Here is a 14,501-nt window from a genome sequence, read left to right on the forward strand (position 1 = left end):
GCTACGGTCCGGCCGTGATCAGACACCGGCGGGCTGCCCGCATACCCTGGACATCACTCGTACTGGCGGCCGTGGCCGCCCTGTTGACGGTTCTCGTGTCGCCGCCGGACGGCGCACAGGCCGCCCCGGCGCGCCGCGGGGAGAGCGCACCGGTCTACTCCTACGACCGCGCCGTCCGCGAATCCGTCTGGGTCGACACCCGCGTCGACTCCGACGGCGACGGCCGGACCGACCGGGTCGCCGTGGACATCATCCGGCCGCGGGAGGCGGCGGAGCAGGGCAAGCGCGTCCCCGTCATCATGGACGCGAGCCCGTACTACTCGTGCTGCGGCCGCGGCAACGAGAGCCAGAAGAAGACGTACGACGCGCAAGGACGACCGGTCCAGTTCCCGCTGTACTACGACAACTACTTCGTACCGCGCGGCTATGCCGTGGTCCTCGTCGACCTCGCGGGGACCAACCGCTCCGACGGGTGCGTCGACATCGGCGGCCGGTCCGACATCGAGTCCGCCAAGGCCGTCGTCGACTGGCTGAACGGCCGGGCACGCGGCTATTCCACACGCGGCGGGCCCGACGCGGTCACGGCCGGCTGGACCACCGGGGCCGTGGGAATGATCGGCAAGAGCTACGACGGCACCATCGCCAACGGCGTCGCCGCGACGGGCGTCGAAGGCCTGAAGACCATCGTCCCCATCGGCGCCATCAGCTCCTGGTACGACTACTACTTCGCCCAGGGCGCGGCCCTCTACGACGGCGGCCCCGACCGCCTGTCCGACGGCATCGAAAGCCCCGCGGCGCGCGGCCGCTGCCAGGCCGTACAGCGCGCGCTCGTCGAGGGCGCCCCGCGCAACGGCGACCGGACACCGCTCTGGCAGGACCGTGACTACGTCAAGGACGCCGGGAACGTGCGCGCCAGCGTCTTCGCCGTCCACGGCATGCAGGACCTCAATGTACGGACCAAGCACTTCGGCCAGTGGTGGGACGCCCTCGCGGAGAACGGCGTCGAGCGCAAGGTCTGGCTCTCCCAGACCGGCCACGTCGACCCCTTCGACTTCCGCCGCGAGGCCTGGGTGCCCACCCTCCACCGCTGGTTCGACCACTACCTCCTCGGCTACGACAACGGCATCGAGCGCGAGCCCATGGCCGACGTCGAGCGCGCCCCCGACCAGTGGTCCACCGACCGCGCCTGGCCGCCGGCCGGCACCCGTACGACCACGCTGCGCCCGGGCGCCGGGACCGTCGCGGGCGTCGGCACGCTCGGCCTGACGCCCGCGCCGCAGGGCGCCACCGCCGCGTTCACCGACGACCCGAAGCTGAGCGAGAGCGACTGGGCCGCGGACATCGACAAGCCCACGCCCGGCAAGGCCGGCTTCATCACCCCGCCGCTCAGCCGCGACCTGCGGCTCTCCGGCTCGTCCGCGGTGAGCCTGACGGTCACTCCGTCCACCACCTCGGCCCGGTTGTCCGCCGTTCTCGTGGACCTGGGGCCGGCCGGCATCCGCGACTACGCGGCCGCCGGCGAGGGCATCCGCACCCTGGCCGACCGCACCTGCTGGGGCAGCGGCAACACCGGTGACAGCGCTTGCTACAAGCGCACCGAGGCGGCCACGGCCCAGGTCGGCCACACGGTCTTCAGCCGCGGCTGGGCCGACCTCGGCCACTGGGACGGGTCGGGCAAGGGCGGCCCCCTGACCCCCGGCGAGCCCTACACGATGACGCTCGGCCTCGCCGCCACCGACCACGTCGTCCCGGCGGGCCACCGCCTGGCCCTGATCGTCGCCGGCACGGACGCGGGCCTCATCGAACCCGCCTCCACCACCCCGCACGTCACGGTGGACCTCAGTGACACCTCGGCGAACCTGCCGCTCGTCGGCGGCTACCGGGCCTTCGCCCGCGCCACGTCGGGCGGCTCCCGCACGCAGTCCGCGACGCCGCGGGGGCTGGAGGTGCCGTCGCCGGCGCATGTGCCGTAGGCGCTGAAGGAACGTCCGGGCGGGCCGGAGAACCGGCCCGCCCGGTAACCCTCCGCGAGACGGCCGGCAGGCTCTTTCAGCCCGCCACCAGCCCCTTCAAGGCGCGGCGGCACAGGGCGTCCGCGGCTCGTGTCGTCTCCGGGAGGCGGTAGGCGGGGGCCAGGGCGAGGGTGTGGGCGACGGCGTTGTCGAGGGTCGTGCGGTGGCCGACCGAGACGAACACCGGTTTGACGCCGGGCCGGGTGCGCAGGGCGCGGCCCACTTCCTCGTCGCCGTCGAGGAGGGGCGAGGTGTCGCCGCGGTGAGGTCCGGGGGCGTCGTAGCGGAAGGTGAAGGGGGTCTTGGCGACGCCGATCGTGGGCAGGCCCGTGACGACGCCGAGGTGGCTGGCGAGGCCGAAGCGGCGGGGGTGGGCGAGCCCGTAGCCGTCGCAGACGACCAGGCCGGGGGTGACGCCGAGGCGGTCCAGAGCCGCGAGCACGGTGGGGATCTCGCGGAAGGCGAGCAGCCCGGGGACGTACGGGAAGGCCACCCGGCCGACCACGGTCGCCTCCTCCACGACGCGCAGGGTGGCCGTGTCCAGGGCGACGGCGGCGGCCACGACGACGTCCCGCTCGTCGTCGTAGGCGACGTCGACGCCGACGGCCACGAGGGGCTCGCCGGGCGGCGGCCCGGGTTCGCCGAGGACGACGCGGCCGCGCAACTCGTCCTGGAGGGCGGCCGCTTCCGCCTCGGTCGTGGGCCAGCCGGGCGGTACGGACGCCGGTTCTGCCGGTTCTTCAGCGCTCATTGTGCGGCCCACCGTACCCGGCCCGTAGGCTGGCGATCATGTTCGTACTGGAGCTGACCTACATCGCGCCGATCGAGCGCATCGACGCCGCCCTTCCCGAGCACGTGGCCTGGCTGGACGCGCACTACGCGTCGGGGGTCTTCATCGCCTCCGGGCGCAAGGTGCCGCGCGACGGCGGCATCATCCTCGCCCTCGGGGACGACCGGGAGAAGATCGAGGAGATCACGAAGAGCGACCCGTTCACCGTGGCGGGCGTGTGCGAGTACACGATCACCGAGTTCATCCCGACGAAGACGGCCCCCGCGCTGGAGGAGTACCGGCAGGAACTGCCGTCCTGACCCCGGCTGCCGCCGGGGCGGTGGCTACCGTTCCGGGCGTGCGGCGAGCCGGGCGGTCCGCCCCTTCTCCCCCGCGGCCCAGCAGCCGCCGTCCGGTGCGCAGTCCACGGTGTCGTACGAGCCGGCGTCGAAGCCGCGCCAGGTGCGGCCGCCGTCCGTGGTGACGTCGCTGCCCGTCGGGCCGACGGCGAGCGCCGTGGTGCGGCTGCGGGGCAGCCAGGCGACGCCGGAGCGGTAGCCGCCCGGCGGGCGGGCGGCCGTCGTCCAGGTCGCGCCGCCGTCGCCGCTGGCGGCCGCGGCGCGCTCCGAGGGCTGCCCGGCGCGGTAGTCGCCGCCGACGGCCAGCCCGTGCGCCCGGTCGCGGAAGGCCAGGCCGAAGACGCCGCGCGCGGGGTCGCCGGCCGGTACGGGGGCGTCGACGGCGGTCCAGGTGCGGCCGCGGTCGGCGGAGTGCAGGACGCGGGACGACGCGGCGCCGCCCGTGGCGATCCAGGCGTCGCGGCCTCCGGCCCGGCCTTCGGTCACCACGCACTGGCCGCTCGCCGCGAACGCCGCCTCGCCGGGGAGCGCCGCCGGCATGCCGGCGGCGGGCAGGACGCGCCAGCTGCGGCCGCCGTCGCCGGTCGCGAGGATGCGGAACCTGCCGTCCACGGGGTCGCCGAGCGCGATGCCGTGGCGGGCGTCGAAGAAGGTCAGGCAGTCGTAGAACGCCTTCGGGTCGGCGTTACGGAACGTCTCCGTCCAGGTGGTGCCGCCGTCGTCCGTGCGGAAGACCCGGGAGGCTTCGCCCTCGCCGATGGCCAGGACGACGGCGCGGCGGGCGTCGAACGCCTCCACGTCGCGGAATTCGAGGGCGGCGGCGCCGGGTGGGGAGACGTTTCGCCAGGTGCGTCCGCCGTTGCGGGTGAGCAGGACGGTGCCCTTCGTGCCTGCGGCCCAGGCGGTAGACCGGCTGACGGCCGCGAGCCCCCGGAAGCGGGCGTCAGTGCCGCTGTCCCGGCTCTCCCAGGCGGGGGCCTTGCCGGCGGCTCGGGCGGGGGTGGTGGCGGTGCCCGCGAGGGCGAGTGCGGTGCCGCACAGGGCGGCGGCGAGGGTGCGTAACGTCATCAACGTCCGTCTCATGACCGGGCAAGCTAGCACGGGGTGGGCTGCGCCCGGCTCCGGGGAAGTCCGGCACCGCCGGCCGGCGCCGGGGGCACGTCCGGCCGCGGCGCGGCTCTCACTCGGCCACGGCTCGCGTCGTCTCGGCGCGAACGCCGCTGACCTGCGGTGCCGGACTTCCCGCAGCCGTGAGATCCACACCGCCCCAGTCGTCCAACGTTCATCCTTTCGGCCGGGCCGGAGTGGCTGTACGGGCGATCCGCCGGTCCCCCTGCCGCGCCTAGCGTGAAGCGCATGACGCCGACATCCGTGCTGCTCGCCCCCGACCACGCCGCCCGGGCCGACCGTGCCGTTCCCCCGGGCCGGCGGCGCCGGGCCCGGGGATGGCTGCTGGCCGGGCTGTGCGGGCTGTGGTTGCTGGAGGGGCGGCTGCTGTCCCGGGGGGCGGTTTACCCGGGACAGACCGGTGGCCATCACGCCCACCTCGTGGTGTGGATCGCCGGGCTGCTGGTCGCCCTGTGCGTGCTGCCCTGGGCGCCCCTCGCCCTGCGGGCCGCGGCGGCCGTGGGCGTGTCCTGGTCGGCGACCGGGTATCTGATGGCGGCCGGTCTGCACCTGCCCGTCTGGGGGCTGACGGAGAGCGCCGCCCTGCTCGTCCTGCTCGCCGTCGTGGCGTGGCGGGCGCCCGTGCCGGCCGCCGTGCCGGCTGGCGTCGCCCTGGCGGCCGGGGTCCTGGTGGCCCCGGTGCGCGACACGAACGTGCCGGGCACGGCCGTCGTCGTCTACGCCCTCATCGTCGCCGGGGTGACGTCGGCGGGCCTGTGCCTGCGCTACCGGGACGCCGAGCGCGCCCTGGCCGTGGCCGCCGCGCGCGACGCGGAGCGCCTGGAGCTGGCCGGCGAGCTGCACGACTTCGTCGCCCACCACGTCGCCGCGATGACCCTGCTCGCCAAGGCCACCGGCTCCGTCGCCGAGGACGAGCGGGTCGCCGCGTCCCTGCGGGACATCCAGACGGCGGGCGACGAGGCGCTGACCTCGGCCCGGCGGCTGCTGCGCGTCCTGCACCAGGACGCGCCCCACCGCGCGCCGCTGCCCGGCCTGGACGGGGTGCGCGAGCTGGTCGACGACTTCCGCAGCACGGGTCAGGGGCCCGTACGGGTCGACCTGCACGTCGACCCCGGCTTCGGCGCCGGGCTGCCCCCGGAGCTGGCCGCGTCCGTGCACCGGATCGTCGCCGAGGGGCTGGCCAACGTGGCGAAGCACAGCCCGGGCGCGTCGGCGGTGCGCGTGACGCTGCGCGAGGCCGAGCGGAGCCTGTTCGTGTCGGTGCGCGACGACGGGCCCGCGGGGCAGCCGGCGCAGTGCGCGCCGGAGGACACCGGCGGGCTGGGTCTGGTCGGGCTGACGGAGCGGGCGGACGCGATCGGCGGGTCCCTGACGGCGGGGCCCGTCCCGGGCGGTGGCTGGGAAGTGCTGGCGGTTCTGCCGGTGCAACAGTGAACAAAGCGGCTGTCGAGCAGAGATTTGATGGCTGATACGGCAGTTGTCTTGCCCAATCCAAGGGACGTGACGCAGGTCACGCTCAAATCATGTGCACTGCAGCGATCGAACCGCCGTCTCTCCTGACGGCGTCTCTCCGGTGGGCGGCCCCTCCGGGACCGGCCGGCAGGAGAACCGCACCACCGCAAGGCCCCGCACCACCGCAACGAACCGCATCACGTCACAGCGATCGCGAGGGAGCACGCGTTGTCCACTGTCATCGACCAGGCTGTCCAGGCACGGCTCATTGCGTCGGCCCCGCAGGACCGCGCCGTCCCCGCGCAGTTGCGCTACGAACCCTCCGATCCCTTCGCCGTGCACATCGGCTTCCCCGCCGCGGCCTCCCTCGACGGGGCCGACGTGGCGTGGGTCTTCGCCCGCGAGACGCTCGCCTGCGGCCTGATCGCGCCGACCGGGGGCGGTGACGTGCACGTGTGGCCGTGCGGGCCGGACCGCACGGTGCTGGAGTTCCACGCCGTCGAGGGCGTGGCCATGGTGCAGATCGACACGTCCGAGCTGCGGCGCTTCCTCGCCCGCTCCTACGCGCTGGTGCCGGCCGGCAGCGAGGGCGGGCACTTGGACGTGGAGGGAGACCTGGCGGCGCTGCTGCGGGACGCGTGACGCCTGACGCCGGCGGAGGGGCGTCAGGGAACGTACGCGTCAGGGGTACGTACAACTCAGGGGTGCGTACAACATCAGCGGTACGAGCACGTGGACGTACGCATCACGGTACGTACGCGATCCAGCCTGTCCCGCGGAGCTCGTGGGGGTGCCAGGTGCGGGCGTACGGCGGGAGGTAGGCGTCTGCCGGGTCGTAGAGGACGGCCATGGGCATGCGGCGTGCGGTGCGGGCCAGGGCGGCTTCCGTCGTCGAGCGGTTGTTGCCCATGGTCTGGGCGGAGGCGCAGCCCGCCGCGTAGGCGATGGGCTGCGCCCGGGGGCCCGTGACCGTGCACGGTGCGGACAGGCCGAGGCGCCGCAGGCCCTCGGCGGCGCGCTGGTAGCGGACGGCGGTGTCCCGGGCGTCGGCGGTGTTGACGCGCAGCTCCTTGAGCTGCACCGAGAGGTGGGCGGCGAGGACGGCGCACAGCGCCGCGGCCACCGCCCACCGCCGCGGCCCGGCGCGGAAGGCGGCCGGTGCGCGGGCCGCGAGGTCCGCCACGGGCAGGGCGAGCAGGGCGTAGGCGGGGAGCAGGAAGCGGGGCGCGGAGTAGTCGAGGAGGAGCAGGTACGGGGCGGCGAGGGAGAGCGCGCAGGCGACGGGGAGCAGGACGGCGGCCCGCGTGTCCTTCCGCTCGCCGCCTCCCGCCCGCCCCTTCCGCAGGGCCAGGGCGCAGGCCGCCGCCACCAGGACGGGGAGCAGCAGCCACCACAGCGAGTGCGTGACGGACGGGTTCGCGATGCGGCAAGGGCGGCACAGCTGGGGGCCGTTGAGGCTGCGGCGGGCGGCGGTCAGGCCCGCGCCGAGGTGCGCGCCCATGCCGCCCTCCGTGTCGCTGGAGTCGGCGAGGCGCCGCGCGATGCCGCCGAAGCGGACGTACGCCTCCACGGCCCACTGCGCGCCGCCCGCCGCGAGTCCGCCGAGGACGGCCGCGACGACGCGGAGGCGGCGCCAGGCCCGTACGGTCGCGCAGGTCAGGAGCAGGGGCAGGGCGAGCCAGACGGCGTCCGGGGCGCGGAGGAGCGCGGCAGCGGCGAGGGTGGCGGCGAGGCCGGCGAGGGTACGGCCCTCGGTGCTCCGGCTGCCGGCGCCGCCGCGGGCGCGGGCGCGCAGGAAGAAGCCGGTCGCGGCGACGGCGGCGAGGGCGATCCAGAGGTTCGGCATCACCTCGGGCCCGCTGAGGACGGTGATCCACAGCCCGGCGAACAGGGCCGCCGCGAGCGCCGTGCGGCCCCTGCCGAGCAGGGGCCGCCAGACCGCGAACGCCCCGTACAGGGCTGCCGATGACAGCAGCACCAGCGTCACGCGCAGGGCGGTGGTGGACGCGGTGAGTGCCACGACCGGTGCGGCGAGGAAGCTGATGCCGCGCGAACGCGGGGCGCTGAAGTACGCCGCCGGGGTGCGCGGGTCGACCTGGGAGAGGTAGACGCTCTCGTCCCAGCCGAGGTCCATGTGCGCGACGGCGTAGCACAGTTGCAGCACGGCGTAGGCGGCGGCCACGGCGGCGAGGGGCCAAACGGTGCGGCGCATGGCCCTCTTCTACCGCATCATGCTGTGAGCGCCTCTCCCGCGTCCGGCTACGGGCGGGCCGCGGACGCCCTCTCGTACGACGCGGCGATCTCCTTCTCCGCGGCGGCGCGGTCGGCCCAGCGGGCTCCGTCGTCCACGGACTTGCCGGGTTCGAGCTCTTTGTACACCTCGAAGAAGTGCTGGATCTCCAGCCGGTCGAACTGCGGAACGTGCCGCAGGTCCCTGACGTGCTCGTGTCGGGGGTCGCCCGCGGGCACGCACAGCACCTTGTCGTCCTCGCCCTGCTCGTCGCGCATGCGGAACATCCCGATGGCCCGGCAGCGGATGACGACGCCCGGGAACGTGGGCTCGCCCGCGAGGACGAGGGCGTCGAGGGGCTCGCCGTCCGCGCCGAGGGTCCGCTCGATGTAGCCGTAGTCGGCGGGGTAGCGGGTCGAGGTGAACAGCAGCCGGTCCAGCCGGATGCGGCCGCGGTCGTGGTCCATCTCGTATTTGTTGCGGCTGCCTTGCGGGATCTCCACGACGACGTCGAACTCCACGGGGCACCTCCGGAGGGGGTCGGCCGGGCGACGGGCCCCATCGTGTCGCGCTTCCGGCGGGGTGGCCATACCTCCTCACCGAGGGCGCTCACAGACTGCGGCGCGGCGCCGCGGCGTCCGGCAGACGCCCGCCCGGGCCCTTGAGTCCCCCGTGGCTACTCCGGCTCCGCCGCCCCCGCGTGCGTCAGGCAGCGCCGCGGCCCCGGCACCCTCGTGCGGCCTCGCACCGCGATCGTGGTTTCCCGTTCGGCGCGGTCCGGGGTGAGGCGGCTCAAGGTCACCACGCCCGCCGTGGCGAGCCCGCCGGCCAGGGCCGCGAGGAGGCCGCCCGGCACCCCGTAGCGAAAGGTTTCGCCGAGCACCGTCATTCCGGCGACCGCGGCGACCACGGGGTTCACGATCGTCACCGTGGCGAGCGGCGCGGCCAGGCCCGCCCCGCGGTAGGACGCCTGGGACAGCAGCATGCCCGCCGAGGCGAGGACGGCGATGGCGAGAAGCGTGAAGACGAGGGAGCCCGTCCTGTGCGAGGTCCAGTCCTGCGCGGCGGCCTTGGTGAAGACGGAACCCATGCCGAACGCGGCGCCGGCGGCCGCGGCCAGCGCCACTCCCCGGACGACGGCCCGCCGCGCCCAGCGCGCGCCGAGCGCCAGGACCGCGGCGGCGGCCAGCACCGCGGCCGCGAGGAGGGGGCGTTGCGCGGCGTCGAGGGTTTCGGCGTGCGGCGGCCGGGTGAGGGTCAGGAGCCCGGCGAGGCCGGCGGTCGCGAGGAGGGCGCCGCGCCATCCGGCCGGGCCGACGGATCTGCGGGCGAACGCCGCCGCCATGGGCAGCGCGAAGACGATCGTGAGCGCGCCCAGCGGCTGGACGAGGCTCAGCGGTCCGTACGCGAGCGCCACGACGTGCAGCCCGGCGCCGAGCCCGGTCAGGGCGACCGCGCCCCACCAGCCGGGCCGCCGCAGCGGGCCGCAGGAGCCGTCCGCCGTCGTGGCGGCGACGCGCTCCTGCACGATGGCCGCGCCCGCGTACGCCACTGCCGACACCAGGCAGAGCAGGACGGGCAGCAGGAGCGCATTCATACTCTCCACGATGCCTCGCCGCGGCGGATCCGTCGTCGTACCGGGGGACGGATCCGCGCCTCCTACCAGCGGAGTACGGGATACCTGAGATGTACGGGCGGAGCAGGTCACCGGCGGTCGGCGCCCGTCGCCACGAGCAGCCGGCGCGCTGCCGCCCGTGGTTACTCCCGCGGGAGTAGCAACCGCCCCGTTGCACCCGGCGGATTAACTTCCGCTTCGGTCTGCGGGCCGACGCCCCGGGCACTTCGTGCCGGAATCCTGGAAGGGTCAGCGAATTCCGGCTTCGAGGAGGCGGCGAGCACCATGGCCCCGGCGGCGGACACGCAGCAGAAGGAAGACCGGTCGCGACCGGCCGGCGAAGGACGGTCGGGGCGCCGCGCCCTGCCGTGGGTGGTGATCGCCTTCTGGATCGTGGTCCTGGCGGTCACGGCGCCCTTCGCGGAAAAGCTCAGCGGCGCCGCACGGGACCGCCCCGTGGACTACCTGCCGGCCAGCGCCGAGTCCACCCGGGTCGAGCACCTGCTGCAAAAACTGCCGGGCGGCAACACCTCCGACGCGCTGCTGGTCTACCACCGCGACGGCGGGCTGCGGCCCGCCGACACCAAGGCGGCGCAGGAGCACCTGAAGAAGATCGCGGGACGCTACGAGGTGCGCGGCGGCGACAAGGCGCCCACCGTCGTGTCCAAGGACGGCGCCACGTCGATGACGGCGCTGTCGGTGAGCGGCCTGGAGGACACCGCCGCGCAGGGCAAGGCGGTCGACGGGATCCGGGACATCGTCAAGGAGGACAAGCCCGAGGGGCTGAAGGCCGAGGTCGGCGGGCAGGTCGCCCTGATGTCCGATCAGAACGAGGTCTTCCAGTCCATCGACGGCGTCCTGCTGCTGGGCACCGCGGGCGTCGTGGCGGTCCTGCTGATCCTCATCTACCGCAGCCCGTTCCTGTGGCTGGTGCCGCTGGGAGTGGTCGGTGTGGCGGCCTCGGCCGCGATGGCCGGCGTCTACGGGCTGATCAAGGCGTTCGACCTGACGGTGACCACGATGAGCACGTCCGTGATGACGGTGCTCATCTTCGGCGCGGGCACCGACTACGCCCTGCTGCTGGTGGCCCGCTACCGCGAGGAGCTGCGCCACATCGAGCGGCCCTACGACGCGATGCGGTCCGCGATCCGCGGCTGCGGCGCGGCCGTCCTCGCCTCGTCCGGCACGGTCGTGGCGGGCCTCATGTGCCTGATGGCGGCGGACCTCAACAGCAGCAGCGGCCTGGGCCCGGTCGGCGCGGTGGGCGTCTTCTGCGCGCTGACGGCCATGATGACGCTGCTGCCCGCGGTGCTGGTGCTGCTGGGCCGGCGCGTGTTCTGGCCGATCGTGCCGGTGTACGGGACCGAGGCCGTGCAGCGGCGTTCGCTGTTCGCGGCGATGGGTAACTCCGCGGCCCGCCGCCCGGCCCTGGTGCTGCTGTGCGGCGTCGCGGCGCTCGTCGCCCTGTCGGTCGGCGCGGTGAAGCTGCCGGGCGCGCTGAAGCAGGAGGACGCGTTCCTCAACAAGCCCGACTCGGTCACCGCGATGACCACGGTCGGGAAGGCGTTCCCCGACGCCAGCAGCCTGCCGATCACGGTGGTGACGCGTACCCCGCAGGCGGCCGAGGTGGAGAAGGCCGTCAAGGGCACGAAGGGCGTGGCCACGGTGCAGCCGGGCCGCAGCGGCGAGGAGCGCACCGAACTCCAGGTGTTCGCCGTGGCGAAGCCCGAGTCGGCCGGCGAGAAGAAGACGATCAGCGCGCTGCGCGGTGCGGTGCACGACATCAAGGGCGCCCAGGCGATCGTCGGCGGCCCCACGGCACAGCAGATGGACCTCGACACCACCAACGCCGACGACCGCCGCAAGGTGATCCCGCTGGTGCTGGTCGCGGTGATGGTCGTGCTGATCGCGCTGCTGCGCAGCCTGGTGGCGGCGGCGGTGCTCGTGCTCGCGGTGATCGCCTCGTGGGGCGCGGCGATGGGGCTCAGCGGCCTGGTGTTCGGGCCGGTGCTCGGCTACGACGGGCTCGATCCGAGCCTGCCGCTGCTGACGTTCGTCTTCCTCATCGCGCTCGGCGTGGACTACGGCATCTTCCTGATGCACCGGGCGCGTGAGGAGCGGCTGAAGGGGGCGGGGCCGGAGGAGGCGGCGCTCACGGCGCTGCGCACGACGGGCGGGGTCATCACGTCCGCGGGCGTGGTGCTGGCGGCCACGTTCGCCGTGCTGGCGACGCTGCCGCTGGTGGCGCTGGTCGAGATGGGCTTCATCATCGCGGTCGGCGTGCTGCTGGACACCTTCCTGGTCCGTACCTATCTGGTCACCTCTGCAAGCCTGTTGCTGAAGAGGTGGATGTGGTGGCCCGGGAAGCTCTCCCGGGGTTCCATGGAATCGTGATGCCGTCCCGGGACCCGGTTACCCCCTTGATCGCACGACTGCTGCTGCCGCGGCACGCGATCGGCCGCCGCAGCGTTCTGCTCCAGGACTTCGGCATAGCGCTGACCGTGCTCGCCGTGCAGAGCGTGCTGTTCGTCGTCACCTCACGGCGGTCGCTGGATCTCCCGGGCTGGGCCCTCCTCACCGGCGCCGCGCTGTCACTGACGGCGCGGCGCCGGGCGCCGTGGCTCACGGTGCTCGCGGTGGCCTGCATGAACGGCCCGTTCTACCTGTCCGGTTACCCGCGGGCGGCGGTGCTGCCGGCGGGTCTGGTGGCGCTGTGCACGCTCGCCGTGGTGGGGCCGCCGCGGCGCAGCTTCCTGACCCTGGGCGGCATCTACGGCGTGGCGACGGCCGTGATGCTGGCCCTGGGCAAGGGCCACGAGATCCTGCCGACGCTGGTGAGCGCGGGCTGGATCGCCGACGTCGTCCTGATCGGGGAGGCGGTGCGCCTGCACCGCAACTACGTCGGGGCGATCGTGGAGCGTGCGGAGCGCGCCGAGCGCACGCGCGAGCGGGAGGCGGCGCGCAGGGTCGCGGAGGAGCGCGTGCACATCGCGCGCGACCTCCACGACCTGCTGGCCCACAGCATCACCCTGATCGGCGTGCAGACCGCGGTCGCGGCCCACGTCCTGGTCGCCGACCCCGAGCGGCTGGACCGCACGGCGCTCGCCAAGGCGCTGGACGGCATCGCCGACACGTGCCGGGACGCCCGCTCCGAGCTGCGCGCGACGCTGGAGGTGCTCCGCGGGAACGATTCGGCGGCGTACGGGCCGCTGCCGGGCCTCGACGGGCTGCCCGATCTGGCGCGGGCCGCGGAGGCGGCGGGCGCGCGGGTGAGCCTGAAGGTGCACCTGGGCGGCCCGGTGGAGACGGTGGCGGAGCGCAACGGACAGGCCGTGGAGCACAACGGACAGGCTATGGAGCTCAACGGATCCGCCGCGGACGCCGCCGCAACTGCCGTGCTGGCCCCGGCGGTCGGGGCCGCCGCGTACCGTATCGTGCAGGAGGCGCTCACCAATGCGGTCCGCCACGGCGGGCCCGCGGTCCGCGTCTGGGTGACGGTGGCGCGCGGCGAGGGCGACGGCGCCCTGCGGGTCACCGTGCTCGACGACGGCGGCGCGGAGGCGCCGGTGCGGGCTGCCGTGCCGGGGAACGAGCCGAACGGCACCGGCGGTTACGGCATCGTCGGGATGCGCGAGCGCGCCCGCAGCGTCGGCGGCGGGTTGCAGGCCGGCCCGCGGCCGGGCGGCGCCGGGTTCGCGGTCTCCGCCGTCCTGCCGACCGCACCCGCGGACGGGGCAGCCCTCCGGTGAGCCCCTCGATGAGTTCCTTGATGAGACCCTCCCCCGCGCACCGACGCGTGTGCGCACCAGCGGAACGACCCGCGCCGAAACGACCCGCCTCCCCGCGGGGCGCGGGTCCCCACCCGAAGGATGGCCGATGACAGCAGCACCGAGTCCGGCGGCACCGTGCTCCCGTGGGGGGAGGGCCCGCCGATGAGCACGCAGCAGCCGATCCGGGTCCTGCTCGCCGACGACCAGCGGCTCGTCCGCTCCGCCTTCGCCATGCTGGTGGACACCGCCCCGGACATGGAGGTCGTGGGCGAGGCGGGCACGGGCCGGCAGGCCGTCGAGCTGGCCCGCACCGCCCGCGCCGACCTGGTGGTGATGGACATCCGGATGCCGGATCTGGACGGCATCGAGGCGACCCAGCGCATCGCCGCCGACGAGGACATGGCGGGCGTGAAAGTGCTCGTCCTGACGACGTACGACACCGATGAATACGTCATCGACGCGCTGCGGGCGGGCGCCTCGGGGTTCCTGGTGAAGGACACCCGCCCGGCGGCGCTCCTGGAGGCGATCAGGACCATCGCCGCCGGGGAGGCGCTGCTCTCGCCCGGCCCGACCTCGCGGCTGATCGCCCGGGTGCTGCGGGCGCCGCGGGCGGACATCCCGGCGAGCTTCGTCACGAACGGCCTGGCGGTGCTGTCGGTGCGCGAGCGCCAGGTGCTGACCCTGGTGGCCCGGGGCCTGAACAACGCCGAGGTGGGCGACGTGCTGGGGCTCAGCCCCCTGACCGCCAAGACCCATGTCAGCCGCATCATGGGCAAGTTGTGCGCCCGCGACCGGGTGCAGCTGGTCATCGCGGCGTACGAGGCGGGCCTGGTGTCGCCGGGCTCGGCACCGGGCGGCGCTCCGGGGAACGGCGTCCGCCCTTCCTGAAGCCGGGCTGAAGAAATCGGGCACTTCACCTACGCCGTGCTGCCGACCGGGGCGCCCCGGCCCCGTCCTCCGTGTGTTGACGCCGCGTTGAGCCGGGCGGGCACGCGCCTCAATGAACGTACGGGGCGGCCGCCCGGCTCCGCCATCCGTTGAGGGCGGAAAGGGGCCGGGGGATGGATGACGCGAGTTGTTCCGCGTTGCGAGGATTGGGCGCCGAAAGGGGGAAAAGCCGGTACCGGCTTCTGTTCTGATCTCCGGCGGAAACCGCTGTGTGGGGG

General features: G+C 74.5%; 12 protein-coding genes. 7 read left to right on the forward strand and 5 right to left on the reverse strand.

Annotated elements, in window-relative coordinates:
* Positions 1–14 precede the first annotated feature (14 nt).
* Positions 15–1,973 (forward strand): Xaa-Pro dipeptidyl-peptidase, encoded by a 1,959-nt coding sequence (locus D7231_RS28660; protein WP_241999966.1) that lies wholly within the window; start codon positions 15–17, stop codon positions 1,971–1,973.
* Between the two features lie 76 nt (positions 1,974–2,049).
* On the opposite strand, the gene D7231_RS28665 is transcribed toward D7231_RS28660, so the two are convergent.
* A complete protein-coding gene (locus tag D7231_RS28665) occupies positions 2,050–2,763 on the reverse strand; it encodes an endonuclease V (protein WP_120758467.1) in 714 nt (237 codons plus the stop codon).
* 38 nt (positions 2,764–2,801) lie between these two features.
* Between D7231_RS28665 and D7231_RS28670 the strand changes: the two genes are divergently transcribed.
* Positions 2,802–3,101: a YciI family protein gene (locus D7231_RS28670; protein WP_120758468.1), complete on the forward strand. Its 300-nt coding sequence runs from the start codon at positions 2,802–2,804 to the stop codon at positions 3,099–3,101.
* A 24-nt stretch (positions 3,102–3,125) separates the two neighbouring features.
* On the opposite strand, the gene D7231_RS28675 is transcribed toward D7231_RS28670, so the two are convergent.
* Positions 3,126–4,208, reverse strand: a complete 1,083-nt coding sequence (locus D7231_RS28675) for a WD40/YVTN/BNR-like repeat-containing protein (RefSeq protein ID WP_120758469.1) — start codon at positions 4,206–4,208, stop codon at positions 3,126–3,128.
* Between the two features lie 288 nt (positions 4,209–4,496).
* Here D7231_RS28675 and D7231_RS28680 point away from each other — a divergent pair, with 288 nt between their 5' ends.
* Together D7231_RS28680 and ssgD are read left to right on the forward strand one after the other, a co-directional pair.
* Positions 4,497–5,702 (forward strand): sensor histidine kinase, encoded by a 1,206-nt coding sequence (locus D7231_RS28680; protein WP_120758470.1) that lies wholly within the window; start codon positions 4,497–4,499, stop codon positions 5,700–5,702.
* Positions 5,703–5,948: 246 nt separating this feature from the next.
* A complete protein-coding gene (ssgD, locus tag D7231_RS28685; RefSeq protein WP_120758471.1) occupies positions 5,949–6,362 on the forward strand; it encodes a spore wall synthesis regulator SsgD in 414 nt (137 codons plus the stop codon).
* A 103-nt stretch (positions 6,363–6,465) separates the two neighbouring features.
* Here ssgD and D7231_RS28690 read toward each other — a convergent pair whose 3' ends face one another.
* The 3 genes from D7231_RS28690 to D7231_RS28700 all read right to left on the reverse strand — a co-directional run bounded on the left by D7231_RS28690 (position 6,466) and on the right by D7231_RS28700 (position 9,547).
* Positions 6,466–7,932: a hypothetical protein gene (locus tag D7231_RS28690; protein ID WP_241999967.1), complete on the reverse strand. Its 1,467-nt coding sequence runs from the start codon at positions 7,930–7,932 to the stop codon at positions 6,466–6,468.
* Positions 7,933–7,979: 47 nt separating this feature from the next.
* On the reverse strand, positions 7,980–8,471 hold the full coding sequence (locus D7231_RS28695; RefSeq protein ID WP_194959381.1) for an inorganic diphosphatase: 492 nt from the start codon (positions 8,469–8,471) through the stop codon (positions 7,980–7,982).
* 155 nt (positions 8,472–8,626) lie between these two features.
* Positions 8,627–9,547, reverse strand: coding sequence for a DMT family transporter (locus tag D7231_RS28700; RefSeq protein WP_120758474.1), 921 nt, complete (start codon positions 9,545–9,547; stop codon positions 8,627–8,629).
* A 303-nt stretch (positions 9,548–9,850) separates the two neighbouring features.
* Here D7231_RS28700 and D7231_RS28705 point away from each other — a divergent pair, with 303 nt between their 5' ends.
* The 3 genes from D7231_RS28705 to D7231_RS28715 all read left to right on the forward strand — a co-directional run bounded on the left by D7231_RS28705 (position 9,851) and on the right by D7231_RS28715 (position 14,223).
* Positions 9,851–11,959, forward strand: a complete 2,109-nt coding sequence (locus D7231_RS28705) for an MMPL family transporter (protein WP_120758475.1) — start codon at positions 9,851–9,853, stop codon at positions 11,957–11,959.
* Positions 11,960–11,985: 26 nt separating this feature from the next.
* Positions 11,986–13,314 carry a sensor histidine kinase gene (locus tag D7231_RS28710; RefSeq protein WP_479685689.1) on the forward strand — a complete coding sequence of 443 codons (1,329 nt, stop codon included), beginning with the start codon at positions 11,986–11,988 and terminating at the stop codon, positions 13,312–13,314.
* Positions 13,315–13,497: 183 nt separating this feature from the next.
* The gene (locus D7231_RS28715; protein WP_120758538.1) at positions 13,498–14,223 is read left to right on the forward strand and encodes a response regulator; all 726 of its coding nucleotides are present in this window, start codon (positions 13,498–13,500) and stop codon (positions 14,221–14,223) included.
* Positions 14,224–14,501: the final 278 nt, after the last annotated feature.

The organism is Streptomyces klenkii, from assembly GCF_003626645.1.
Classification (GTDB): domain Bacteria; phylum Actinomycetota; class Actinomycetes; order Streptomycetales; family Streptomycetaceae; genus Streptomyces; species Streptomyces klenkii.